Annotated in this window: 21 protein-coding genes and 3 pseudogenes; 4 read left to right on the forward strand and 20 right to left on the reverse strand. The window is 61.1% G+C overall.

Annotated features, from left to right (window positions below; translation table 11 throughout):
• Positions 1-54: 54 nt before the first annotated feature.
• The 13 genes and pseudogenes from ASC86_RS09745 to ASC86_RS09795 all read right to left on the reverse strand — a co-directional run bounded on the left by ASC86_RS09745 (position 55) and on the right by ASC86_RS09795 (position 7,442).
• A complete protein-coding gene (locus ASC86_RS09745) occupies positions 55-249 on the reverse strand; it encodes a hypothetical protein (protein ID WP_056319822.1) in 195 nt (64 codons plus the stop codon).
• A 57-nt stretch (positions 250-306) separates the two neighbouring features.
• Positions 307-561 carry a DUF2171 domain-containing protein gene (locus ASC86_RS09750; RefSeq protein ID WP_056319826.1) on the reverse strand — a complete coding sequence of 85 codons (255 nt, stop codon included), beginning with the start codon at positions 559-561 and terminating at the stop codon, positions 307-309.
• A 25-nt stretch (positions 562-586) separates the two neighbouring features.
• Positions 587-832 (reverse strand): annotated as a pseudogene (locus ASC86_RS25665) (hypothetical protein); the annotation flags it as partial.
• 60 nt (positions 833-892) lie between these two features.
• Positions 893-1,006, reverse strand: a pseudogene (locus tag ASC86_RS27005) (hypothetical protein); the annotation flags it as partial.
• Positions 954-1,091: a hypothetical protein gene (locus tag ASC86_RS25675; protein WP_156386974.1), complete on the reverse strand. Its 138-nt coding sequence runs from the start codon at positions 1,089-1,091 to the stop codon at positions 954-956. The pseudogene ASC86_RS27005 and the gene ASC86_RS25675, both read right to left, overlap by 53 nt.
• Before the next feature lie 17 nt (positions 1,092-1,108).
• Positions 1,109-1,453, reverse strand: coding sequence for a RidA family protein (locus ASC86_RS09760; RefSeq protein WP_056319831.1), 345 nt, complete (start codon positions 1,451-1,453; stop codon positions 1,109-1,111).
• Positions 1,454-1,471: 18 nt separating this feature from the next.
• Complete coding sequence (locus ASC86_RS09765) at positions 1,472-2,926, reverse strand: NAD(P)/FAD-dependent oxidoreductase (protein ID WP_056319834.1); 1,455 nt, start codon at positions 2,924-2,926, stop codon at positions 1,472-1,474.
• Positions 2,923-3,225 (reverse strand): (2Fe-2S)-binding protein, encoded by a 303-nt coding sequence (locus tag ASC86_RS09770; RefSeq protein WP_056319836.1) that lies wholly within the window; start codon positions 3,223-3,225, stop codon positions 2,923-2,925. Before ASC86_RS09770 ends, ASC86_RS09765 begins: the two co-directional genes overlap by 4 nt.
• The gene (locus ASC86_RS09775) at positions 3,209-4,330 is read right to left on the reverse strand and encodes an FAD-dependent oxidoreductase (RefSeq protein WP_056319839.1); all 1,122 of its coding nucleotides are present in this window, start codon (positions 4,328-4,330) and stop codon (positions 3,209-3,211) included. Before ASC86_RS09775 ends, ASC86_RS09770 begins: the two co-directional genes overlap by 17 nt.
• Before the next feature lie 68 nt (positions 4,331-4,398).
• Positions 4,399-5,223 (reverse strand): lysine/arginine/ornithine ABC transporter substrate-binding protein, encoded by an 825-nt coding sequence (locus ASC86_RS09780; protein WP_056319842.1) that lies wholly within the window; start codon positions 5,221-5,223, stop codon positions 4,399-4,401.
• A gap of 28 nt (positions 5,224-5,251) precedes the next feature.
• On the reverse strand, positions 5,252-6,034 hold the full coding sequence (locus ASC86_RS09785; protein WP_056319844.1) for an ATP-binding cassette domain-containing protein: 783 nt from the start codon (positions 6,032-6,034) through the stop codon (positions 5,252-5,254).
• Entirely contained in the window at positions 6,031-6,750 is a 720-nt protein-coding gene (locus ASC86_RS09790) for an ABC transporter permease (RefSeq protein ID WP_056319845.1), read from the reverse strand. The genes ASC86_RS09785 and ASC86_RS09790 overlap by 4 nt, the downstream gene beginning before the upstream one ends.
• Entirely contained in the window at positions 6,747-7,442 is a 696-nt protein-coding gene (locus ASC86_RS09795) for an ABC transporter permease subunit (RefSeq protein WP_056319849.1), read from the reverse strand. Before ASC86_RS09795 ends, ASC86_RS09790 begins: the two co-directional genes overlap by 4 nt.
• A 151-nt stretch (positions 7,443-7,593) precedes the next feature.
• Between ASC86_RS09795 and ASC86_RS09800 the strand changes: the two genes are divergently transcribed.
• Both ASC86_RS09800 and ASC86_RS25680 read left to right on the forward strand, forming a co-directional pair.
• The gene (locus ASC86_RS09800; RefSeq protein ID WP_056319895.1) at positions 7,594-8,499 is read left to right on the forward strand and encodes a LysR substrate-binding domain-containing protein; all 906 of its coding nucleotides are present in this window, start codon (positions 7,594-7,596) and stop codon (positions 8,497-8,499) included.
• A 422-nt stretch (positions 8,500-8,921) separates the two neighbouring features.
• Positions 8,922-9,086, forward strand: a pseudogene (locus ASC86_RS25680) (DUF2200 family protein); the annotation flags it as partial.
• Positions 9,087-9,214: 128 nt separating this feature from the next.
• Here the strand turns inward: ASC86_RS25680 and urtE are convergent.
• The 5 genes from urtE to urtA form a co-directional block, all read right to left on the reverse strand.
• On the reverse strand, positions 9,215-9,910 hold the full coding sequence (gene urtE / locus ASC86_RS09805; protein WP_056319853.1) for an urea ABC transporter ATP-binding subunit UrtE: 696 nt from the start codon (positions 9,908-9,910) through the stop codon (positions 9,215-9,217).
• A 4-nt stretch (positions 9,911-9,914) separates the two neighbouring features.
• Positions 9,915-10,679 carry an urea ABC transporter ATP-binding protein UrtD gene (gene urtD / locus ASC86_RS09810; RefSeq protein WP_056319855.1) on the reverse strand — a complete coding sequence of 255 codons (765 nt, stop codon included), beginning with the start codon at positions 10,677-10,679 and terminating at the stop codon, positions 9,915-9,917.
• A gap of 5 nt (positions 10,680-10,684) precedes the next feature.
• Complete coding sequence (urtC, locus tag ASC86_RS09815) at positions 10,685-11,842, reverse strand: urea ABC transporter permease subunit UrtC (protein WP_056319859.1); 1,158 nt, start codon at positions 11,840-11,842, stop codon at positions 10,685-10,687.
• The gene (gene urtB, locus ASC86_RS09820) at positions 11,839-13,413 is read right to left on the reverse strand and encodes an urea ABC transporter permease subunit UrtB (protein ID WP_244477576.1); all 1,575 of its coding nucleotides are present in this window, start codon (positions 13,411-13,413) and stop codon (positions 11,839-11,841) included. The genes urtC and urtB overlap by 4 nt, the downstream gene beginning before the upstream one ends.
• A gap of 166 nt (positions 13,414-13,579) precedes the next feature.
• Positions 13,580-14,872, reverse strand: coding sequence for an urea ABC transporter substrate-binding protein (gene urtA / locus ASC86_RS09825; protein WP_056319864.1), 1,293 nt, complete (start codon positions 14,870-14,872; stop codon positions 13,580-13,582).
• A gap of 224 nt (positions 14,873-15,096) precedes the next feature.
• On the opposite strand from urtA, the gene ASC86_RS09830 reads away from it, so the two are divergent.
• Both ASC86_RS09830 and ASC86_RS09835 read left to right on the forward strand, forming a co-directional pair.
• Entirely contained in the window at positions 15,097-18,477 is a 3,381-nt protein-coding gene (locus tag ASC86_RS09830) for an ATP-binding protein (RefSeq protein WP_056319867.1), read from the forward strand.
• On the forward strand, positions 18,470-19,384 hold the full coding sequence (locus tag ASC86_RS09835) for a DNA-binding response regulator (protein WP_056319870.1): 915 nt from the start codon (positions 18,470-18,472) through the stop codon (positions 19,382-19,384). Before ASC86_RS09830 ends, ASC86_RS09835 begins: the two co-directional genes overlap by 8 nt.
• A 389-nt stretch (positions 19,385-19,773) precedes the next feature.
• Here ASC86_RS09835 and ASC86_RS09840 read toward each other — a convergent pair whose 3' ends face one another.
• Positions 19,774-21,828: a hybrid sensor histidine kinase/response regulator gene (locus tag ASC86_RS09840; protein ID WP_056319872.1), complete on the reverse strand. Its 2,055-nt coding sequence runs from the start codon at positions 21,826-21,828 to the stop codon at positions 19,774-19,776.
• Positions 21,812-23,308 (reverse strand): ATPase domain-containing protein, encoded by a 1,497-nt coding sequence (locus ASC86_RS09845; RefSeq protein WP_056319875.1) that lies wholly within the window; start codon positions 23,306-23,308, stop codon positions 21,812-21,814. Before ASC86_RS09845 ends, ASC86_RS09840 begins: the two co-directional genes overlap by 17 nt.
• Positions 23,309-23,744: the final 436 nt, after the last annotated feature.

Consider the following 23,744-nt stretch of genomic DNA (forward strand, 5'->3'; position numbering starts at 1 on the left):
CTATCCATTCGCCGGAGACTGTCTGGGCAGGGACCGGTCCGCCACCGTGGCGGATCAGTCCATGTCGCGGAAGGCGTGGCCATTGGCCTCGACGGCCTTCACCACCTCGGACGGTAGCGAGTCTTTCTCCACCGTGCCACCGAAAACCCAATCCTTCGCATCGGCAAGATCGGAAAGGCCCGCGCCGGCGCGCACGCAAAGGCCGATCGCCGGTTTTGCGGGGTTCAGGTAGAGATCGTAGTTTTCCATGGAGATATCCTGCGCTGCAGGAACTGGGGCGGCCGGAGGAAAGCCGCCCCGGAGCTGTCAGAGATCGACCGGACGGCCGGATTTTTCCTCTTCCAGCGTCACGGCGATATCGGCATTGGCCGACAGGCGCACCTTGTCACCTTCCACGCCTGCCACGAAACCCATCTCGATATAGTGGTGGTGGCCTTCATGGTGACCGAAGCTGTCGCTTTTCTTCAGCTTGATGCGGTTGCCTTCCACGCGGTCGACCGTGCCGACATGCACGCCGTCGGCACCGATGACGTCCATGTTTTCTTTGACCTTGTCGCTCATGTCTTTCTCCCTGGGTTGAAATGGGTCAAATCATGTCGAACTCGCCCTCATGGACGAATTCCGGTTTCTTGCCGTTGAAGGTTATGTCGCCGTCGATGGCGGAGATACGAACGCTCGTGCCGTCTCGTACTTCGCCGGCGAGGATCATTTCCGCCAGCGGATTAGTACATAGCGCTGGATCGGCCGTTTCAAAGGGCGCGCACCATAAGGCCGGATCCCAGCCCTTCTCCGCCAGCCAGTCGCGGCCGGCGTAATCGAGCACGATCTCGACCAGCGGCGGGAGATGGATCTGGATCACATTGATGCGGAAATAGAGGTCCGCCCGGAACGTGCCGGCCTCCACCCGTTTGGCGAGGTCGGAATTGGTCGCGAAGATGAAGCGCGCATTATGCTCACTTTTCTCCATCACCAAGGGCTTCGTCGAACACGCCGAACAGGCCGACATCCACCTGCGCCATCTCGAGGATCAACCGGCCGCCTGAAAAATACCCGGCGCAGCGCAGTGCTATGCCGGGCTCAAGTCTGAGCATTGCGGAACGATGTTCGCCTACTTGTAAGCCGAGACGACGATCTCGATCATCGTCTCTCCACCAAGATCGGCAACGCCGACGGTGGCGCGGGTCGGCAGGATTTCCGGCGAGAGCCACTCCTTCCAGACGGCGTCCATCTCCGGCTTCTTACCGAGATCGGTGACGAAGATGCTCGCCGTCAGGAGCTTCGACTTATCCGTGCCGGCTTCGGCGAGGTAGCGGTCGAGCTTGGCGAGGATTTCACGGGTCTGGCCGGCCATGTCGAGGCTTTCATCGTCACAGGTCGTGCCGCCGACATAGACGATGCCATTGTGCTCGACGACGCGGTGCATGATCGGGGTTTTCAGGGAACGTTGGACCATTTTCGATACCTTTCTGGTTCAGTGTTCGGAATGGGTGCCCGTGACGGCGTAGACCGCATCAGGCGTGTGGGGGAGCGCTGCGATTTCCGAAAGCGGCACCGGCTTGATCGGCGGGCGCAGGCGATAGGTCCCGACCTCAGTAGGGGGGCGCTGCTGCGCATCCGCGAGAATTTCGGTGACGGTCGCCGCGCACATGCGGCCCTGGCACGGCCCCATGCCACAGCGCAGCATAGTCTTAAGCTGGTTCGGCCCCGCGACACCGCTGTCGGCGGCCGCGCGGATGGCGCCGACGGAAACCTCTTCGCAGCGACAGACGATGACGTCTTCCTCGGCTGGAGCGCGGAACGACGGAGCCGGCTGGTAGAGCAGATCGATAAATGTCCGGCCGCGCAGTGCTTTTTGCCGCAGACGGCCGTAGCGCCGCAGGTCTTCGGACGGTTCTTTACCCAAAACCTCCAGCCCAGCCGCAAGACCGGCAATGCGTCCGTCGAATTCCGCAACGAGGGCGCCGCCAATGCCGTTGCCATCGCCGGCGATGAAAATCGAAGCCTTGGTGCTGCGGCCCTGCCGGTCAACAACCGGTGCAAAACATTTCTGCCGATCGTTCCAGCCCATTTCGCAGCCAGCGGCATTCGCGAGATTTGCGTGGGGGATGACGCCTTGATGAAGAAAGACGCTTTTCGCAGGTAGCGAAACCGTCTTGCCCCCAGCCGTGAACGTCACACCGTCAGCGCGGTCCTTGCCGTTGATTTCCAGCGCGGTGACGGAACGGAATACCCGCACCGCGCGCGTCACCTTGAGGATCAAGCCCAAGCCCTTCCACACATAGGGGGATATGAGAAATGGCAGGAGATGCGGCGCGGCCTGCAACCAGTAGCGGCGCGGCGTGGTGTCGAGAATGGCATCGATCACGCCTCCGGCGGCAAGCACCTGGGAGGCGTACAGATAAAGCAACGGGCCACTGCCAGCGAGCACCGCCCGCCCCTCCGGCAGGAGACCGGCGGATTTCAGCGCGATCTGCGCGGCGCCGATGGACATGACGCCCGGCAACGTCCAACCGCGCACCGGCATCGGCCGCTCCGTCGCGCCCGTCGCGAGGATCACGCGCTTGGCATGAACAATCATGCTGCGACCGGAAACGGAAACGCGCAGTTCCGCCTCTTCGTCCTGCTGTTCAAGGCTCCAGACGGCAGCTGCGGGAACGTAACTTGCCGTGGTGGCGACGAATGCCTCCCAAAGGCTGGCACCACGCCAGTAATCCCGACCGAGGTAGGGGCGCGCGGCGGGCGTATTACGGGTGATAGCGCGATAAATCTGGCCGCCCGCTTCGGAGTTTTCGTCGAAGACGATTGTCCTGAGGCCGAATTTGGCACATTCGGTCGCGGCAGCCATGCCGGCGGGGCCGGCACCGACGATGGCGATATCGTAGCGCTCGGCCAGGTCTTCTGCATTGCGGATCATCTGCACTGTCATTGGCCGCCTACTTCCATCGTCCGTGCCCCGCGTTGCGAGGAAATCACCATGCCGTCGCGGACGGGAACCATGCAGGCTTGACGATTCTGCACACCATCAATGGTGACGAGGCATTCAAAGCAGATACCCATCAGGCAATATGGTGCGCGCGGCTCGCCACCGACGACGCTGCGACGCACCGCCGTCATACCGGCGCCGAGCAACGCGGCAGCAACGCTTGCCGCAACATCCGCCTCGATCTCCCTGCCATCGACAATGACCCTCACCCGGCTTTTCGGGCTTTCAATGCTGCGAAACATGGAACCTCCGGCTGGAAAAGCGCGCATCGGCAAGCGTGGCGGCTCGGCCGGCAATCGCATCGGCGATCCGCAGCGCATGATTGGCGGCCAGCGTCACGCCGGAATGGCACATGACGACATAGGCGCCCGGATGATCCGGCGATGCCTCGTAGATCGGCAGTCCATCCAGCGTCTTGACCCGGAAACCGGCCCAGCTGCGCAGCACATTCACATTGGCAAGCTGCGGAAAGGTGCGCACCGCGCGGCTGGCAAGTACGCTGCTGATATCCTGGCTGGTGGCGATCGAGCTGGTATCAGCTTCCTGGCTGTCGCCGATCATCACGCCGCCCTCATCTGCCTGCCGCAGCGTGGTCGAGGTATAAGGAAAGAACGGCTCGCATTTCTCGGTCACGAGGATCTGCCCCTTGCTCTGCAGCGTCGGCGCCGACAGTCCGACCATCGGCGCAAGCCGCGCATTGCCGTTTCCGGCCGCAAGCACCACGCGGCCGGCAAAGACGTCACCCCACGCTCCCTTCAGCAGAAACCCACCGGCCTTCGGCAGGATTTCGGTGACGTCGCTGTGGGCGCGGTAGCTCGCACCGAGATTGACCATGCCGGCATGCAGCGCCCGGAAGAGCCGCAACGAGTTCACATCGCCATCAATCGGCGAATAAATAGACCCAACCACATCCTTGCCGATGGCCGGAACCATGCGCGCCGTACCGGCATGATCGAGCAACACATGCTCAGGCGCATCCTCGCCGAGGGCCGCGGCAACCGACCGGACCTCCCCGCTCCACATCCCCATCTCGCTTTCGGAAAGCGCGAAGGTGAAACCGCCCCGTTGCCGGAGCGCGACATCGATGCCGGAGGTCTCCTTCAGCTCTTCTGAAAAAGACGGCCACAGCTTCGCCGAGCCGATCGTCCAGCGGGCATAATGGGGCGCACCGAGGCCCTTGCCCTGCACCCAGACCAGCGCGAAATTCGCCCGCGAGGCGCGGTGCGCCAGGTCTTCTCCGTCGAGCACGAGCGGGCGCAATCCCTTGCGCGCCAGCCCCCAGGCGACGGCCGCACCAACAAGGCCGCCTCCGACGACGACGATTTCCTGATCAGGTAAGGTTTGCATACCAGCAATCTGAGACATTGAAGAAGAAGGATGCGTCCACCTGCATTGCCGGTGGACGCGGGATTTCGTCAGTCCTGCGGGCTGACGTCGAGCCTGAACCACTTTTCAGACAGCGTCTTGATCGTGCCGTCCGTGCGAGCCGCTTCGATCGCCTTGTCGAAATCGGCCTTCAGGGCGGTGTCTTCCTTGCGCAGGCCGATGCCGATCATGCCGAACACCTTGCCGGAGAACAGCGGACCGGAGAGCTTCACGCCGGCCATGTCTTCCTTTTCGAGCGCGGCAGACAGCACCGTCGCGTTGGCAACGACCGCATCGAGACGGCCGGCGACGAGATCGAGGTTATGTTCTTCCGTCGTCTTGTACTCGCGGGCATCCGCACCCTTGAGATACTGCTCCACGAAGGATGACGCGGTTGTCGAGCCCTGGACGCCGACGGCCTTCCCCTCGATCAGCTTGACGATTTGTTCGAGGACGGGCTTTGCGGCCTCCGAATCCACCGAAAGTGGCTTGCCGGCCATCGGCAGGTTGGCGAGATCGCCATCGCCGAGCACGGCGAAGGAGTTGATCGCAGCCGCATAGGGCTTGGAGAAGGCGATGACTTCCTCGCGCTTCGGCGTGATGCTCATGCCGGCCATGATCGCGTCGTACTTGCCGGCCGTCAGCGACGGGATGATGCCGTCCCAGTTCTGGGCGACGATTTCACATTCCTTGTTCATGCGCTTGCAGAGATCGTTGGCGAGATCGATCTCGAAACCTTCCAGCGTGCCGTTCGGGCCGGAGAAATTCCACGGCGCATAGGCGCCTTCGGTGGCGATGCGCAGCTTGTCGGCGGCGTTTGCCGGCTGCAGCGAAACCGCAAGCACCGCGGCAGACAGGATAAGGGTCAGTTTCATTGCGTTCACCTCTGTTTATTCTCCGGTCTCAATGGGCGTGCTTCGAAATGAACTGCCGGAATCGTTCACTGCGAGGATGGGAAAAGACCTCCGCCGGCGTGCCGTCTTCTTCGATGTAGCCCTTGTGCAGAAAGACGACGCGGCTGGAGACATTGCGGGCAAAGCTCATTTCATGGGTCACGACGAGCATGGTGCGGCCTTCGGCGGCGAGGTCTTTCATGACCTTCAGCACTTCGGCGACCAGCTCGGGATCGAGCGCCGAGGTCGGCTCGTCGAACAGCATGATCCTGGGGTGCATGGCGAGCGCGCGGGCAATCGCCGCCCGCTGCTGCTGCCCGCCGGAAAGATGCGACGGATAGGCATTGCGCTTGTCGGCAATGCCGACGCGTTCCAACAGTGCCTCGGCCTCGGCGATGCAGACCTTGCGGTTGCGGTGCTGGACATGGACCGGGGCCTCGATGAGATTTTCGAGGATCGTCAGGTGAGACCAGAGATTGAAGCTTTGAAACACCATCGTTGCCTGCGAGCGCAGCCTTTGCAACTGGTGCCGGTCGGTGACGCGGGCCGCCTGGTCCACTCGCTGCTCCAGCTTGTATTCTTCGCCGAAGATCGACACCGAGCCCGCATTCGGCACTTCCAGCATGTTGACGCAGCGCAGCAGCGTCGATTTGCCGGAGCCTGAGGCGCCGAGAATGGAGATGACCTCCCCCTGCTCCGCCTTCAGCGAAATATCGTGAAGCACCTTGAGCGAGCCGTAGCTTTTTTCCAGGCGTGCGATCTCCACCGCCGGAATGCAGGTCTGAATTGTCATGCATGTTCTCCGGTGGCGGCCTGATGCGGGCGCCGGTCGCGGGAAAGCCGGTATTCGAGAAGCCGGAGCAATCGCGTTATGGAAAAGTTGAGAAGCAGATAGATCGCACCGGCTGCGATGAAGATCTCGACCGGCCGGTAGGTGGCCGAAATCAGCTTGGCGGCGATGCCGGTGACCTCCATCATGGTGATGGTCGAGGCAAGCGCCGTCGATTTCACCACGAGGATCAGTTCGTTCGAATAGGCCGGCAGCATCAGGCGGAAGGCCTGCGGCGCGATGATCCGGCGCAGAAGCGTCAGACCGCCCATGCCATAGGCCTTGGCCGCCTCGATCTGGCCGAGCGGCACGGCAATCACGCCGCCGCGAATGATCTCGGCGCTATAGGCAGCGGTGTTGAGACAGAGCGCCAGCGAGGCGCACCAATAGGCCTCGCGCAGAAACGGCCAGGCGAAGCTCTTGCGCAGCTCGGGAAACTGGCTGAGCCCGTAATAGATGATGTAGAGCTGTACCAGCAGCGGCGTGCCGCGGAAGACGAAAATATAGCCCCTCGCCAAACCGTCGAGCACCTGGTTGCCCGAGAGGCGAAAACTCGCCAGCACAATGGCAAAGACCGCGCCGGAGGTAACCGACAGCAGCGTCAGTTGCAGCGTCAGCGGAATGCCGCGACAGAGCGCCACGAAATTTTCGGCGAAGAAAGACACGTCGAAAATGTTCATGATGCCCTCCGAATGCCGCGCATGGCGCGCGCTTCGGCTACCCGAAAGGCGGCTCCGGAAACGAGACTGATCAGCAGGTAAAGCAGGCCGGCCGTCAGGAAGAAGGTGAATGGCTTGCGGGTAGAACCGGCACCGATCTGCGCCTGCCGCATCAGCTCGACCAGCCCAACGACCGAAATCAAAGCCGATTCCTTCAACACCAGCTGCCAGACATTGCCAAGCCCCGGTATGGCAAACCGCGCCGCCTGTGGCAGGATAATACGCCGAAAGCGCAGGAACGGCCCCATACCATAGGCCTTCGCCGCCTCGATCTCGCCGCGCGACAGCGCCAGCACGGCACCGCGAAACACTTCCGCCTGATAGGCGCCGGAAACGACACCGATCGCCAGCGCCCCCGTCAGAAACACCGGCGCGCTGACGAAGCCTTCCGCACCGAACAGATGGCCGAGTTGGGTAATGACGGTGCTACCGCCGAAATAGAACAGGTAGATGACCAGCAGATCGGGAATGCCGCGCAGCGTCGTCGTATAGCCGTCAGCCAGATGCCGCAGCGTCGAAACTGGCGACAGCGATGCGGCGGCCGAAAGCATGCCGAAGATCGCCCCGACGCCGAATCCGGCAAGCGCCACGGCCAAGGTGACGGCCGTGGCCCGGAGCATATCGAAGCCCCAGCCCGTCCCGGCAAAACCCATCAAATCGAAATAAGCGCTCAACGCTCCCACCCGTCGCTTATGCCGGCAGCGATGACCGGCACGTTTATGGGCTTGACTTTGACAGGGGCGCCTCCATACCGTCAAATTCGAAATTCAGGCTAGAGAATAATCAAATATTATGGTGACATCGATGAACCTGCGACAGGTCGAAGCCTTCCGGCTGGTCATGCTGACCGGCAAAATGACCGCCGCGGCGGAGTTGATGGCGATCACCCAGCCGGCGGTAAGCCGGCTGATCCGCGATTTCGAACTGGACCTGAAGCTGAAACTGTTCGAGCGACGCGGCAACCAACTCACCCCGACACCCGAGGCAACGACACTCATGAGAGAGGTAGAGCGCGCCTATGTCGGGCTAAACAGGATCAGGGCCTTTGCCGAGGAGATCGGCCGACAGAATGCCGGCATGCTGCGCATCGCCGTGATGCCGGCGCTCGCCAACGGCATCGTGCCGCGCTATCTCGCCCGCTTCCTCAAGGATCGTCCGAACATCCATGTTTCCCTGAGCGGCATTCCCTCGACCATGGTCATCGAGGCCGTCGGCTCCGGCCAGGCCGATCTCGGCTTTGCCGACGGTCCGCTCGACCGACCCGGCTTCCTGACGGAATCCCGACCGGTTGCGGCGGTAGTCGCAATGCCCGAGAGCCACCGGCTTGCCACCTATGCGACGGTCGGACCGGCCGATCTCGAAGGCGAACACATGATTACACTGGAGCCGGGCACGCTGTTTGCCATGCGCGTCGAGGTCGCGCTGGCCGGCATTCCCAGGGCATCGACCATCGAAACGAGGCTTTCCCATACAGCCCTGACGCTGGTTTCAGAGGGTGTCGGGATCACCATCATCGACCCATCCTCGGCAAGCGACTTCCAGAATCGAGGGGTCGTGGTTCGGCCATTCTCTGAATTCGTCGATGCCGGCTTCCTCGCAATCCGCCGCAGCGACGGCACGGGCAATCAACTGGCAGAACGCTTCATCGCCGGCTTCTGGGAATACCACGAAACTCTGCTTGCGCAGTTTCAGGAAGCAAATCGGGTCTAGCTCGATCAATTCGGGAGACCGGGAGAACCGCCCCGCATGACCAAAGTCACAGCGATTGCCCGCGTCAAGGAGGCTTGACCTTCTAAAATTATCGCGATGGGCAGCAGCTTGCAGGAACGACACCCGTCCCAAGCCCGCGCTAGTCGAAGGCCCATCGTTCTGATCTAAGGGGAAGGGTGACTGCTAAGCCCTTGAGCAGATACGAACCGGCGCCCATGCTCAGCGCGAACTGACTGAACCGCCCGGCTTTGCGGGAGATCCCAACTCGCGAGAAGTAGGGTCTATGACAATCACAGCGACGCTTCACCAACCATCGCCGAGTCGCTATCGCGATGATCCCGGGACCGTTCCAGGCCTTGTCAACGAAGCGCTGTAAAGGCGGCTTATCAGACGGTGATGTAGCTTTAGAACGGAGGAGAGCCATGGCAAAGCACCGGATATATACGACCAGCTTTGCGAGCGTTTATCCGCACTACCTCGCAAAGGCCGAGAAGAAGGGGCGCACGAAAGCGGAGAGCGATCAGATCATCCGCTGGCTGACCGGCTACGATCAGGAGGCATTGCAGACAATCCTCGACATGCGCACCGGAATCCATGGGGCAAAGTCCCCGATCCGGCCGCTTCCGCCAGCAGCACGCCATGTTCGTACATCGCTCCGGTCGCAAACCCGGCAAAGTCCATTTTTGAAGGTGCTCGGTCTTTGCTGCGGACATTCTCATACCGTCAGGTGCTTACGCGCCTCGTGGTGATCGAGTGTTTCCACCGCCCCTTCGTGCACGATCACCCCCCGATCCATGATGTAGACGTGGTCTGCAAGCTCGCGGCAGAAATCAAGATATTGCTCAACAAGCAGGATGGCCATACCGGTAGAGTCACGCAAGTAGCGGATCGCCCGGCCAATATCCTTGATAATCGATGGCTGAATGCCTTCCGTCGGCTCGTCTAACACGAGGATCTTCGGTCGCGTTATCAGCGCCCGGCCGATAGCGAGCTGCTGCTGCTGGCCGCCCGAGAGGTCGCCGCCACGCCGGCTGAGCATCGTGTGCAACACGGGGAAAATGCTGAAGATCTCGTCCGGAATGAAGCGCTCAGCGCGCTTCAGCGGGGCGTAGCCGGATTCGAGATTTTCCTTCACGGTCAGCAGCGGGAAGATTTCACGGCCCTGCGGCACATAGCCGATGCCCTGCTTAGCGCGGCCATAGGGCGCCATGCCGTCGAGCTTGACGTCGTTGAACCTGACCGAACCTCCGGAGAGCGGATGCTGGCCGGTGATGGCGCGTAGGAGACTGGATTTGCCGACGCCGTTGCGGCCGAGGACGCAGGTGATCTTGCCCATCTCCGCGGTCAGTGAAACGCCGCGCAGCGCCTGTGCGGCGCCATAGTGAAGGTTGGCTTCCTCGACGGTCAGCATCGCCTCATCTCCCCAGATAGTTTTCGATGACCTTCTGGTGGGCGCTGACGAAATCGATCGACCCCTCCGCCAGAACGGAACCTTCGGCAAGGCAGGTCACCTTCACGCCGAGATCGCGGATGAAACCCATGTCGTGTTCGACCACCACCACGGAACGGGTCTTGGCGATCTCCTTCAGAAGGGTCGCGGTTTCCGCCGTTTCAGCATCGGTCATGCCGGCCACGGGTTCGTCGACCAGCAACAGTTCCGGCTCCTGCGCCAGCAGCATACCGATCTCCAGCCATTGCTTCTGGCCGTGGCTGAGATGGGCCGCGTAATCGTCCTTGCGGCCCACAAGACGTACCGTTGAGAGAATATCCTCAATGCGTGTCTTGTCCTCCGCCGTCAGGCGATAGAACAGCGTGGAGAAGACGCCGCGGTTACGGTTTAACGCCAGTTCCAGATTGTCCCAGACGGTGTGGCTTTCGAAGACTGTCGGCTTCTGGAATTTGCGGCCGATACCAAGCTGGGCGATTTCGGTTTCGTCCTTCTGTGTCAGGTCTATCGTACCCTTGAAGAAGACTTCTCCGGCATCGGGTCGTGTCTTGCCGGTAATGATATCCATCATCGTTGTCTTGCCGGCACCGTTCGGGCCGATGATCGCGCGCAGTTCACCCGGCTCGATGACGAAGGAGAGCGAATTCAACGCCTTGAAACCATCGAACGAAACAGAGACGCCATCGAGGTAAAGGATGCTGGTGGGCTTTGCATTGCTGACAAACGTGTTCATGCCGGTTACTCCGCCGCCTGAGGCTCTGCCGCGAAGGCGGCGGCCTCGGCTTCTCGCGCCTTTCGGTATTCCTTGCGCCGCTCGACGAACTGACGGGCCGTGCCGACGATGCCTTTGGGCAGAAACAGCGTGACGAGCACGAACAGGCCACCGAGTGCGAAGAGCCAGAATTCCGGGAAGGCGGCGGTGAAGATGCTCTTCCCACCATTGACGACGATGGCGCCGACGATGGGACCTATCAGCGTGCCGCGTCCGCCGACCGCCGTCCAAATGACGACCTCGATGGAATTAGCCGGTTCGAATTCACCGGGATTGATGATGCCGACCTGCGGTACATAGAGCGCGCCGGCAACGCCCGCCATCATGGCGGACACCACAAAGGCGAAGAGCTTCATGTGCTCGACGCGGTAGCCGAGGAAGCGCGTGCGGCTCTCTGCATCGCGCACGCCGATGAGGATCTTTCCGTATTTCGAGCGAACGATACCGGAGGTGATGACCAGCGAGAGCGCCAATGCAATTGCCGAGGCGGCGAAGAGGGCCGAGCGCGTGCCGTTCGACTGGATGTTGAAGCCGAGGATATCCTTGAAGTCGGTGAGGCCGTTGTTGCCGCCGAAGCCCATGTCATTGCGGAAGAAGGCAAGCAGCAGCGCGAAGGTCATCGCCTGGGTGATGATCGACAGATAGACGCCGTTGACGCGCGAGCGGAAGGCGAACCAGCCGAAGACGAAAGCAAGCAGACCGGGCACGAGGACGGCCATCAGCGCCGCGAACCAGAACTTGTCGAAGCCATGCCAGAACCAGGGCAGTTCCTTCCAGTTGAGGAAGACCATGAAATCGGGGAGCAGTGGATTGCCATAGGAGCCTCGCGCGCCGATCTGGCGCATCAGGTACATGCCCATGGCATAGCCGCCGAGTGCGAAGAAGGCGGCATGACCGAGCGAAAGAATGCCACAGAAGCCCCAGACCAGGTCGAGCGCCAGCGCAAGCAGCGCATAGGTGAGATACTTGCCGAACAGCGAGACGACGTAGGTCGGCACATGCAGGGCATGGTCCGGCGCGGTCAGCAGGTTCAGCGCGGGCACGAGGGCGGCGAGCGCCAGCAGGATCGCGGCCGCAATGACGATGTTGCGCCCGAGGGCTTTTGCGAGAAACGAGGTGATCATGCTTCCACCGCCCTGCCCTTGAGTGCGAAGAGCCCGCGCGGCCGCTTCTGGATGAAGAGGATGATCAGCACGAGCACGAGGATTTTTCCGAGCACCGCGCCGGCATAGGGCTCGAGGAATTTATTGAGAATACCAAGCGTGAAGGCACCGACGAGCGTGCCCCAGAGATTGCCGACGCCGCCGAAGACCACCACCATGAAGCTATCGATGATGTAGCCCTGGCCGAGATTGGGCGAGACATTGTCGATTTGGCTGAGCGCGACACCGGCGATACCCGCAATACCGGAGCCGAGCGCGAAGGTGAGCGCATCGACCCATGGCGTCCTGATACCCATGGAGGAGGCCATGCGCCGGTTCTGGGTGACGGCGCGCATCTGCAGGCCCATCGCCGTCTTCTTAAGCAGGAAAAGGAGGAAGACAAAGACGGCAAGGGCAAAGACGATGATCCACAGGCGGTTCCAGGTGATCGTCATGCCGCCGAGTTCGAAGGCGCCGGACATCCACGACGGGTTGCCGACCTCCTGGTTGGTGGGACCGAAGATCGAACGCACCGCCTGCTGTAGGATCAGCGAAACGCCCCAGGTGGCGAGTAGGGTTTCGAGCGGCCGGCCATAGAGGAAGCGGATGATGGCGCGCTCCATGACGAGCCCGACCGCGCCGGTGACGAGAAAGGCAAGCGGCAGCGCGATGGCCAGCGACCAGTCAAAGAGGCCTGGAAAGGAGGTGCGGATGACCTGCTGCACGACAAAGGTCGTGTAGGCTCCGAGCATGACCATCTCGCCATGCGCCATGTTGATGATGCCCATCACGCCGAAGGTAATGGCAAGGCCGATGGCCGCCAGCAGAAGCACCGAGCCGAGCGACAGGCCGTACCAGATGTTCTGGCCGGCTGCCCAGATTGCAAGCTGGTCGTCGATCTTCTTTATGCCGGCCTCGATATCGGGACGCAGGCTTTCATCGGCGGAGGCGAGTGCTGCCGAGAGCAGCGAGAGCGAGTCGCGTCCGCCGGTTTCGACGACGGTGGCGACGGCCGCCCTCTTCTCGTCCGCCGGACGGTCGGAGACGAGGATGGAGGCCGCGCGGGCCTGTCCGAGCACGACCTTCACGGCGTTGTCGGTCTCAGCGGCAAGCGCCGCATCGAGCCCTTCCAACGCATCCGCCGAGGGCGTGCGAAGGATCGTGCCGGCGGCCTGCAGCCGCACGGCGACGTCCGGGCTCATCAGTGTCAGGCCGCCGAGCGCCGCGCGGATGGTGCGGCGCAGGCCGTTGTTGACTTTGATCTTTTCGAGCGCGGCCTTGGCCTCTTCGCCGGCCTCTTCTCCCGTCAGCGCATCGATCAGCTTGAAACTTGAACCGGCCGGCCTGACGATGAAGACGATGCCATCAATTTTGCGCTGATAGAGATCGCCTTCCGCGAGCGCTTCGAGCGCCGGTACGACCTTCGGATCGCCGGTTCTGGCCAGCGCCTCGACCTGCTTCTGGTTTTCCTGGAAATTGCCGCCGCCGAGCGCGTCGACCATGACGCGCAGATCGTCGGCGGCCCGCAGATCGGTCGCAAGCAGCGTCACCATCAGACAGACGGTGGCGAACAGGCATTGCAGGAAACGATGGATGAGCCGCGCGTGCATCTCACGTCCTCGGACAATCGGCTGAAAAGTGGGTGCATCCCGGCGACCCACGCCGGGATGCCATGTCGAACTGCCACGAAGGAGAGAGGCGGCAGACGATCTGAAGCGATCAGGAACCCTTGCCGCCGCACTTGCCGGTGGCGACGTTGAAGTTGCCGCATTCCAGCGGCTTGCGCCAATCGGCGATCAGGTCCTTGGAATCCGGCAGATAGTCGGACCACTCGTCACCAACCACGAGGCCGGGCGTCTGCCACACGGTCTCGAACTGGCCGTCGGCCTGAATCTCGCCGATCAGCACCGGCTTGGTGATATGGTGGTTCGGCATCATGGTGGAGTAGCCGCCCGACAGGTTCGGCACGGAAACGCCGATCATCGCGTCGAGCACGGCATCCGTATCGGTGGTGCCGGCCTTTTCGACGGCCTTCAGCCACATATTAAAGCCGATGTAGCTGGCTTCCATCGGGTCGTTGGTCACGCGCTTGTCGTTCTTGGTGAAGGCCTTCCACGTCTTGATGAATTCGGCATTGGCCGGATTGTCGACGGACTCGAAGTAGTTCCAGGCGGCGAGATGCCCAACGAGCGGCCCGGTATCAAGGCCGGCAAGTTCTTCCTCGCCCACCGAGAAGGCGACGACCGGAATATCCTCGGCCTTGACGCCCTGGTTGCCGAGTTCCTTGTAGAAGGGCACGTTGGCATCGCCGTTGATAGTCGAGACGACGGCGGTCTTCTTGCCGGCAGAGCCGAATTTCTTGATGTCGGAGACGATCGTCTGCCAGTCGGAATGACCGAACGGCGTGTAGTTGATCATGATGTCCTCGGGCTTCACGCCTTTGGACTTGAGATAGGCTTCGAGGATCTTGTTGGTCGTGCGCGGATAGACATAGTCCGTACCAGCGAGAACCCAGCGTTCGACGCCCTCGTTCTCCATCAGATAGTCAACGGCCGGGATCGCCTGCTGGTTCGGCGCAGCACCCGTATAGAAGACGTTGCGCTGGCTTTCCTCGCCCTCGTACTGGACGGGGTAAAAGAGGATTGAATTCAGCTCTTCGAAGACCGGCAGCACCGACTTGCGCGACACCGAGGTCCAGCAACCGAAGACGGCCGAAACCTGATCGACGGAGATCAGTTCACGCGCCTTCTCGGCAAAGAGCGGCCAGTCGGAGGCCGGATCGACGACGACCGCCTCAAGCTTCTTGCCCAGCAGGCCGCCCTTCTTGTTCTGCTCTTCGATGAGCATCAGCATGGCGTCCTTGAGCGTCGTTTCCGAGATCGCCATGGTGCCGGAAAGCGAATGCAGAATACCGACCTTGATGGTGTCGTCGGCCGCAAACGCACCATTGAAGGCCGTCGTCGAAAGGATGGCTGCAAGCAATGCGCCGGTGGCGCGCGCCTTGGTGGACATGGTCTGAACCCCTCTGTTCTTTTGACCGCAACGGGGCGGATTGGTTTTTTTCCGTTGCTGGAGGTGACTATCGACCGCTCATGCTGCGCTGCACATACGTCATTCTACGTAGTCGGGAGGGATAAGCCGGAAGTTTTTGCGGCACCGCACCAATTTCAGCGGCGTTGCATCTGTGCTACGAAAACGCCAGGTGGCCGGTAAACAGGCCCATTGGAATAGCAGACATGGCCGCACGCCAGCGCATCATACCGATCCGTCGGGAATACAATCGCTGGGTAGCCAACCAGACGCTGGAAGACTATGCGCTGCGTTTCACCGCCAAGAGTGCCCGGCGGTTTTCCTCCGATCGCATTTCGCAGACCGCCATCGGTGCCATCTCTTTCCTCGCGCTGGAGGCCATCGGCGGCGCGATCACCATGTCCTACGGCACGACGAACGCTATCGTCGCGATCATCGTCGCCAGCCTGATGATCCTCATTGTCGGCCTGCCGATCAGCCGCTACGCCATCCGCCACGGCGTCGATATCGACCTGCTCACCCGTGGCGCAAGCTTCGGCTATATCGGCTCGACGCTGACCTCACTGATCTATGCCAGCTTTACCTTCATCCTCTTTGCCATCGAAGCTTCGATCATGTCCGGCGCATTGGAGCTGGCGCTCGGCGTGCCTCTCTGGATCGGCTACATCCTCTCATCGATGATGGTGATCCCGCTCGTCACCCATGGCGTGCAACTCATCTCGCGCTTCCAGCTTATCACCCAGCCGTTCTGGATCGTGCTCAACATCCTGCCTTTTGTGTTCATCGCCTTTGCGGACTGGGAAAAGGTCGGCGCATGGCTCGCCTATTCCGGCCTGCATCACCCCTCCGGTCCGCCGGGCACCTATGCCCCCTTTACCCTCGTGGAGTTCGGCGCGGCCTCAGCTGTCATCTTCGCGCTGACGGCGCAGATCGGCGAGCAGGTGGATTTCCTGCGCTTCCTGCCGCCAGACGGGCAGCGCAAGCTGCATCACCGTATCGCCGTGTTCCTCGCCGGCTCCGGCTGGGTCATCGTCGGCGCGCCGAAACTGATCGCCGGATCGTTTCTCGTCGTGCTGGCGCTGTCATCCGGCGTGCCCTCGACGCGTGCGGCGGACCCCGCGCAGATGTACTACACCGCCTTTGGCTACATGCTGCCGGGGGACATGGCGGCCCTTCTGCTGATGGTCGCCTTCGTGGTGATCTCGCAGCTCAAGATTAACGTAATGAACGCGTATGCCGGTTCGCTCGCCTGGTCGAATTTCTTTTCCCGCCTGACGCACAGCCATCCGGGCCGCGTCGTTTGGCTCGTCTTCAACGTGGCGATCGCGCTCCTCCTCATGGAGCTTGGCATCTACCGGCTGCTGGAGGAAACCCTCGGCGTTTTCTCCATCGTCGCCATGGCTTGGCTCTGCACCATCTCGGCCGATCTCTTCATCAACAAGCCGCTCGGCCTTTCGCCGCCGGGCATCGAGTTCAAGCGCGCCCATCTCTACGACGTCAATCCGGTCGGCCTCGGCGCAATGACGCTCTCCACCGCCGTCGCGCTGACGGCCCATTTCGGCGCCTTCGGCGAAATCCCGGCTTCGCTTGCCGCCTATATCGCCGCCATCGTCGCCTTCATGGCCTCGCCGCTCATCGCCTGGGCAACCGGCGGCAAATTCTACCTTGCCCGCAAACCCCGAAAGAGCTGGGCGCAACAACACGCCATCACCTGCTCGATCTGCCAGCATCCGTTCGAGCCCGAAGACATGGCCTGGTGCCCGGCCTATGCCGCACCGATCTGCTCGCTCTGCTGTTCGCTCGACAGCCGCTGCCACGACCTCTGCAAGCCGAAGGCGCGCTTCAACGTGCAGGTCGCCGGCGTCGTCAGGACCATCCTGCCGGAGGCGGTAACATCGGCGCTTGCCACCCGCCTCGGCCGCTACGGCATCGCGACCGTGCTCTCTATTACCGGCATCGGCATCATCCTCGCTATGATCGCCCATCAGGTCGGTACCCACTCGCCGGAGACGGCATCGGTGGTGGAGCGCACCATTGCCGTCGTCTTCTTCGTCTTCGCGGTGGTGGCGGGCGTCGTCTGCTGGTTTTACGTGCTGGCGCATGACAGCCGGGTGGTCGCCGAAGAGGAATCCTCCCGCCAGACCACCCTGCTTCTCAAGGAGATCGCCGCCCACAAGAAGACCGACGCCGCCCTCCAGCAGGCGAAGGAAACGGCCGAGGCCGCCAACCGAGCCAAGAGCCGCTATGTTGTCGGCCTTAGCCACGAACTGCGCACGCCGCTCAATGCCGTCCTCGGCTACGCGCAGGTGCTGGAGCGCGACGAGAGCATTCCGCCGCAGCGGCAAAACGCCATCCGCGTCATCAAGCGCAGCGCCGACCATCTCTCGGGCCTCATCGATGGCCTGCTCGACATTTCCAAGATCGAAGCCGGCAAGCTGCAGGTCTATTCGGACGAGATTCATATTCACGATTTCCTCGACCAGATCGTCGAAATGTTCCGCCCGCAGGCGCAGGCCAAGGGCGTCAACTTCGAACACACACGCCCGGCGGGCCTGCCGCACTATGTGCGCACCGATGAAAAGCGCCTGCGCCAGATCCTCGTGAACCTTATTTCCAACGCGCTGAAATTCACCGATCAGGGCAGCATCCGCCTCAACGTCGCCTATCGCAGCCAGGTCGCGACCTTCACGGTTGCCGACAGCGGCCGCGGTATCCTGGAAAAGGACCTGCCCCGCATCTTCGAACCCTTCCAGCGTGGTGATGCCGAACACGGCCGCATGCCCGGCCTTGGTCTCGGCCTGACCATCACCCGCCTGCTCACCCAGACACTCGGTGGCGAAATCCTGGTGAAAAGCGAACGCAGCAAGGGCACGGAATTCCGCGTGCGCCTCATGCTGTCCGCCGTCGACCGCCCCGTCACCCCGAAGGATGCCGTCCGGCGCATCAAGGGCTACGCGGGCCAACGCCGCACCGTACTTGTCGTCGATGACAATGCCGACCACCGCAATCTCATGGAAGAGGTGCTGCGTTCTCTCGATTTCAGCGTGGTGACGGCACGCAGCGGCGCGGATTGCCTGGCGTTGGTCGAGGACCTGAAGCCGGACCTGTTTCTCGTCGATATTTCCATGCCCGGCATGAACGGCTGGGAGCTGGTCGCGCAGTTGCGCGCGCTCGGTCAGCCCGGCCCGATCATCATGCTCTCGGCCAATATCGGCGATGGCTCGGCGGCGTCGGCGCATGCCGGCCACAACGGCACACTGGCAAAGCCCTTCGACCTGCGCCAGCTCACCGACAAGCTTGCCCTACAGATGGGCCTCGAATGGATCTATCACGATCCGGCAAAGACGGGCGACCCGGTGCCAACCAGCATTGTCCTCCCCACCGAGGATCATCTGCAGGAACTGATCCGCCTCGGCGAGATCGGCTATATCAGGGGCATCGAGGCAAAGCTTGCCGAGATCGCACGCAGACCCGAACACCAGCCCTTTACCGAAGCGGTGCGCGCCTATGTGCAGGTCTTCGACCTCGCCGGCTATGACGCTTTTCTGAAAACCATACACCGACCGGAAGGCGCCGCCCGTGACTGAAACAGCCAGCCCGCGCGACATTGTGCTCATCGTCGACGATTCCCCGGAGGCTCTCGGTTTCCTTACCGAAGCGCTCGAGCAAACCGGCTTTTCCGTGCTGATTGCGACGTCAGGCACCTCGGCGCTCAACGTCGTCGATCGCATCACGCCCGATATCATCTTGCTCGACGCCGTCATGCCCGGCCTCGATGGTTTCGAGACCTGCCTGAAGCTCAAGGCCAAACCGGCGATCAGCCCCGTGCCGGTCGTCTTCATGACGGGCTTGACCGAAACCGAGCAGGTCGTGCGCGCGCTGGAAGCCGGCGGCGTCGACTATCTCACCAAGCCGATCAATATCGACGAGTTGCGTGCCCGCATCCGCGTGCACCTCACCAACGCCCGCTCCGCCCAGAGCGCCCGCGTGGCGCTGGATGCGGCGGGCCGGCATCTTCTTGCCGTCAGCGGCGAGGGAGAAATCAGCTGGTCGACTCCGCAGGCGACCCGTCTTGTCAACGCCGCAACAGGCAGCGACGAGGGGCTCGACGCCGTATCCGCCCGTATCCGCGACTGGATGAAGACACGCAACATTGCGCGCGAGAACACCTTCGCCATTCACCAGGCCGGTCAGGCGAGCCTTCAGCTTTCCTTCCTCGGCGCGATCGGCGCGGATGAATATCTCTTCCGCCTAACCGCCGAAAGCCGTACATCCGACGACGAAATGCTGCGCCAGCATTTCTCGCTCACCCAACGCGAATCCGAGGTGCTGCTGTGGATCGCCAAGGGCAAATCGAGCCGCGACATCGGCGAAATCCTCGGCCTCAGCGCCCGCACCGTCACGAAACATCTCGAACAGATTTACGTGAAGCTGGGCGTCGAGAACCGTGCCTCCGCAGCTGTGAAGGCTGCCAATGTGCTGCGCGAGACCTAGATTTGTGTTTCGGCAGAGGATTTGACCCTATCATAGGCGCGGAAGTTGACCCGGGCAGCATTCCAAAATCCTGAATAACTGCCGTCCGTTAGCCCCGAGTCGAACGGGGTCAAAGTTTCATGCCTAAACACATTTGATCGCACAGCGCTCCACACGTTGAGGCATCCGACCAAAGCTCATCATGAGGCCATGACCTCGAAAAGGACCATGACCCCGGCACGGACAAACAGGCTTGACTAAGTCCTCCACTTAAGGGCCGAAACACATCTTCAGTTCATCCGCCACGGGTTTTTGATATGTCTCCTGACGGGCTGCCAAGAGCTGCGACGACCCCCCATCCTGCGGCGCCGCGGCCCTGTTAAGTCCTAGGCACCGTGACCATTCATACTTCATTTCTGGTTCGAAAACGCCTTGGAAATCTCCAGCGAAAGCTGCTGCTGCGTGTAAGGCTTCCCGAGGCGCGCGAAACTCGGATCGGACCCGGATGGTAGTTCCGCATAGCCGGAGGCGATCAAAATCGGAAGGCCGGGGATAAGCCTGCGGGCGGCCTTGGCCAATTCGCCACCCGTCATGCCTGGCATCGAGTAGTCGGTTATCAGAAGATCGAAAGGGCTTCCACTCTTGAGGATTTCGAGCGCCGCCGCGCCTGAACTTGCCTCAACGACATCGTGCCCAAGATCGACCAGCATATCCACGGAACTCATCGCAATCAGGAAGTCGTCATCCACCAGCAGAATGCGTTTAGGGCCTGAAAGGTCGCTTATAACCGGTTCCGAGGCAACGATCTGGGCAACCTGAACCTCATGCGACACGGGAATCCAGAGTTCCGCTGTCGTTCCTCTACCAAGGGTACTTTTTAGCTTCAAGGTACCTTTCAACTGAAGAGCCAATCCGTGGATCATGGACAGGCCCAGTCCCGTTCCCTTACCAAGCTCCTTGGTCGAGAAAAACGGCTCGATCGCTTTCTGCAAAGTGTCTTCGTCCATCCCGTGACCTTCGTCGACAACAGACAAGACGCCGTAACCCCCGGGGGCGAGATCATCCTGATCATTCGTCTGCTTCGCCTGCCTTAGCGATATCCGAATAGTCCCGCCACCCGGCATGGCGTCACGCGCATTGACGACAAGGTTCAGCAAAGCAAGTTCCAACTGGTTCGCGTCAGCCAGCACAAGGATGGGCTGATCGGGGAACGACGTATCGATCACGATGCCGGAACTAACGGAGCGCTTCATAAGGTCCGTCATCTCGCGGATCAGATTGCCGAGATCGACCGGTCCTACGTTGAGATCCTGACGACGGGCGAACGCTAGCAGCCGCTGTGTCAGCGACGCGCCGCGTCTTGCTCCCTGCAGTGCGCTTTCGATCAAGCGGACGGCTTTCGTATCCGTTTCCAGGTGTTTGCGCAAAAGCTCGAGATTGCCGAGGACGGCCATCAGCAGATTGTTGAAGTCATGGGCAACGCCACCGGTCAGTTGTCCGATCGCCTCCATCTTTTGCGCCTGCCGAAGCTGCTCTTCGGCGCGCTCGCGTTGCGCCACTTCCGCCATAACGACCGTATGAGCCTTGTGCAGTTCCTCGGTGCGCTCAGCGACCTTTTCCTCGAGAATTTCATTCAGCAGCCGTTGGTGTTCCTCGGATCGGATTCTGTCGGTAATGTCGGATGAAACACCAACCATCTTCAGAGCTTTTCCGCTCCGGTCACGGTAGAGCTGCGCCCTGGTTTCGGCCCAATGAATAGTTCGGTCTCGCCAAAAAATCCGGTACTCGATGGCATAGTCGACGCCTGTCTCAATTGTCGCTTTGACGGCGTGCTGCATACGGTCGATGTCTTGCGGATGGATGCTCGACAGCAGGTCATCATAGGTAAACTCATCGTCGCCATCGAACCCGAAAATCGCCTTGCAAGTCTGCGATGCCGTCAGCACCCAGGTTGCCAGATCGAGTTCCCATGCGCCAAGGCGCCCGGCTTCCAGAGCGGTTTGAAGGCGGCGCTCGCCCTCATCGAGGGCTTCCATGCGAATGCGCGCCTCATACTGCCTTCGTCTTCCCCGAAGCGCCGACCGTGCAACGCTCACAAACGTCGTGACATGAAACGGTCGCTCGACAAAGCTGACATTGCCCAGCGCTTCCACCAGCCTGGCGGCAGCAGGATTACGCTCAGGACCTCCGCCGCGATGGGTAAGAACAATGAACGGCAGGTCCGCCCAGCTAGGCTGATCGGCTATCCAGGCGGACAACTGCCGGAGGTCGGCGTAACGCAATGCCTCTTCTGTGATAACTGCGAATGCTACATCCTCGTCCAACCCCGCGACAAAGGCCGATAGGTCAGCCGCAATCTTCGAGGGGATCCCAGCCTCCGCAAGCAAGGTTGACGCAATGTGCGCATCTCGCCCAATGGGCGCATGGATCAGGGCGGCAGCGCTTCTATTAGGAATGATCGCCACCGTTGTCTAGAATTCCGGATTTAGCTTGCCCGTCGCCGACAAAGGTTGGCACACCGCGCAAAATACCCTGGAAACCGGCGAGGGGCTCACCGAGCGTCAATCCTTCGTGACTGATCCGCAACTCGCGGATCGTGTCCTCGTGCATGCCAGTTCGTTTCTTGATCACCGAAACTGCACGTTTCACCTTTCCAAGCGACTCGAAGTAGCGCAATAAAATGACCGTGTCGGCGAGATAGGTGACGTCGACTGGTGACTTCATGTCACCCACGAGGCCATGTTGCGCAACGGTGAGGAACGTGTTCGTACCCTGACGATTCAGGTACTGGAGCAACTCGTGCATGTGAAGGATGAGAGCGTTTTCCTCCGGCATTGATGCCTGGTAGCCGTTGATGCTGTCGATAACCACGGTCTTTGCGTCAAAACCCGCCACGCGGTCGCGCACCCGCTGCGCGAACTCCCCAGGTGATAATTCCGCGGCGTCCAACTGCTCGATGTGAACTGCCCCGTCATCCCTGAGCCGTTCGATATCCAGACCGAGCGCCTTGGTGCGTGCAAACAGCAGCCCTAACTCCTCGTCGAATATGAAGATCGCGGCTTTTTCCCCGCGTTCGACCGCAGCGTTTACGAACTGCAGGGCAAAAAGACTTTTCCCCGTACCGGCAGGGCCGATCAAGAGCGTGCTGGAACCACGCTCAATACCCCCGCCAAGCAATTCGTCAAGTCGGGTGATTCCGCTTCCAACGGCCTCCCGCTCGAAGTTCGAACGGTGCTCGATCGCGCGCAGCCGCGGGAAAACGGCAACGCCCCCGGTCTTGATCGTGAAATCGTGATAGCCGCCTCGGAAAGCCCGTCCACGATATTTGATAATACGCAAGCGCCGCCGCTCCGACCCATAATCCGGGGCGAGTTGTTCCAGATGAACGACGCCATGAACGACACTGTGCACGGTCTTGTCCATGCTCTCCGACGTCATGTCATCCAGCAGGAGAACGGTCGCGCCTGTCTTCGAAAAATAGTGTTTCAAGGCCAGAATTTGCCGGCGATAGCGCAGAGAGCTTTGCGCGAGCAGCCTGATTTCCGACAGGCTATCCAGCACAACACGAGACGGTCGCAGCCTTTCGAACGCTTCGAAGATAAGCTTGGTAGCTTCACCGAGCTCAAGGTCTGAAGAGTAGAGCAAGCTCTGTTGTTGATCCGCATCGAGGAGACTTTCCGGCGGCACCAGTTCGAAAATCTCGATGCCATCCGGGAGCTGCATATTATGGGACGCAGCGGTCTCCCTCAACTCTTCCTCGGTTTCGGACAGCGTGATGTAAAGACATCTCTCGCCCTGGTCGGCGCCCTGCTTCAGGAACTGCAGGGCGATCGTCGTCTTGCCCGTCCCAGGAGAGCCTTCGAGAAGAAATACATGCCGCCGGGTAAATCCGCCGCAAAGCACGTCGTCAAGTCCGTCAATGCCCGTCAGAGCCGTCTTTTCCATACACAAATCCTACCAATGCTGTTTGCTGAGATAGAGCGGGAAAAGGAGTTGGCAACAGAATCACGTCCCCACTTGGACATTTTCATGGGGTTTTCAGCCGCAACAAATGAGACGCTCGGTGCTTGATCAGACACCGCGTTTCGCGTTCAAGACGTCGCAAGCTCTGACCCATCTAAAGCTACGCGCCCCTGATTCTGCGTCTCGTGATCGGCGAATTGAAGTGGTCGAGAAGTGCATCGTGGATGTCTCTTACGCCGAGGCGTGGCGGGGCATTCGCTCGAGCTGGAGGTCTTGAAAGGACTCGAGCCACTGACCCGTGCCTCACTAGCTCATATTGCATAAATTTTTCAGTTCGAGCAACGACTTGCTCTCCGGAATTGCCGGTACGGGGCCATCAGCAGACTGTCAGCTTGTGGTCTCGGTTCTCGTCAAGCGG

The sequence above is a fragment of the Rhizobium sp. Root1212 genome, assembly GCF_001424985.1.
Lineage (GTDB): Bacteria > Pseudomonadota > Alphaproteobacteria > Rhizobiales > Rhizobiaceae > Pararhizobium.

What these genes read in the sequence shown, in the direction of transcription:
- ASC86_RS09745 (WP_056319822.1), bottom strand. Translation starts at nt 249, where the DNA reads ATGGAAAACTACGATCTCTACCTGAACCCCGCAAAACCGGCGATCGGC.
- ASC86_RS09750 (WP_056319826.1), bottom strand. Translation starts at nt 561, where the DNA reads ATGAGCGACAAGGTCAAAGAAAACATGGACGTCATCGGTGCCGACGGC.
- ASC86_RS25675 (WP_156386974.1), bottom strand. Translation starts at nt 1,091, where the DNA reads ATGCTCAGACTTGAGCCCGGCATAGCACTGCGCTGCGCCGGGTATTTT.
- ASC86_RS09760 (WP_056319831.1), bottom strand. Translation starts at nt 1,453, where the DNA reads ATGGTCCAACGTTCCCTGAAAACCCCGATCATGCACCGCGTCGTCGAG.
- ASC86_RS09765 (WP_056319834.1), bottom strand. Translation starts at nt 2,926, where the DNA reads ATGACAGTGCAGATGATCCGCAATGCAGAAGACCTGGCCGAGCGCTAC.
- ASC86_RS09770 (WP_056319836.1), bottom strand. Translation starts at nt 3,225, where the DNA reads ATGTTTCGCAGCATTGAAAGCCCGAAAAGCCGGGTGAGGGTCATTGTC.
- ASC86_RS09775 (WP_056319839.1), bottom strand. Translation starts at nt 4,330, where the DNA reads ATGCAAACCTTACCTGATCAGGAAATCGTCGTCGTCGGAGGCGGCCTT.
- ASC86_RS09780 (WP_056319842.1), bottom strand. Translation starts at nt 5,223, where the DNA reads ATGAAACTGACCCTTATCCTGTCTGCCGCGGTGCTTGCGGTTTCGCTG.
- ASC86_RS09785 (WP_056319844.1), bottom strand. Translation starts at nt 6,034, where the DNA reads ATGACAATTCAGACCTGCATTCCGGCGGTGGAGATCGCACGCCTGGAA.
- ASC86_RS09790 (WP_056319845.1), bottom strand. Translation starts at nt 6,750, where the DNA reads ATGAACATTTTCGACGTGTCTTTCTTCGCCGAAAATTTCGTGGCGCTC.
- ASC86_RS09795 (WP_056319849.1), bottom strand. Translation starts at nt 7,442, where the DNA reads ATGGGTTTTGCCGGGACGGGCTGGGGCTTCGATATGCTCCGGGCCACG.
- ASC86_RS09800 (WP_056319895.1), top strand. Translation starts at nt 7,594, where the DNA reads ATGAACCTGCGACAGGTCGAAGCCTTCCGGCTGGTCATGCTGACCGGC.
- urtE (WP_056319853.1), bottom strand. Translation starts at nt 9,910, where the DNA reads ATGCTGACCGTCGAGGAAGCCAACCTTCACTATGGCGCCGCACAGGCG.
- urtD (WP_056319855.1), bottom strand. Translation starts at nt 10,679, where the DNA reads ATGAACACGTTTGTCAGCAATGCAAAGCCCACCAGCATCCTTTACCTC.
- urtC (WP_056319859.1), bottom strand. Translation starts at nt 11,842, where the DNA reads ATGATCACCTCGTTTCTCGCAAAAGCCCTCGGGCGCAACATCGTCATT.
- urtB (WP_244477576.1), bottom strand. Translation starts at nt 13,413, where the DNA reads ATGGTGACGCTGCTTGCGACCGATCTGCGGGCCGCCGACGATCTGCGC.
- urtA (WP_056319864.1), bottom strand. Translation starts at nt 14,872, where the DNA reads ATGTCCACCAAGGCGCGCGCCACCGGCGCATTGCTTGCAGCCATCCTT.
- ASC86_RS09830 (WP_056319867.1), top strand. Translation starts at nt 15,097, where the DNA reads ATGGCCGCACGCCAGCGCATCATACCGATCCGTCGGGAATACAATCGC.
- ASC86_RS09845 (WP_056319875.1), bottom strand. Translation starts at nt 23,308, where the DNA reads ATGGAAAAGACGGCTCTGACGGGCATTGACGGACTTGACGACGTGCTT.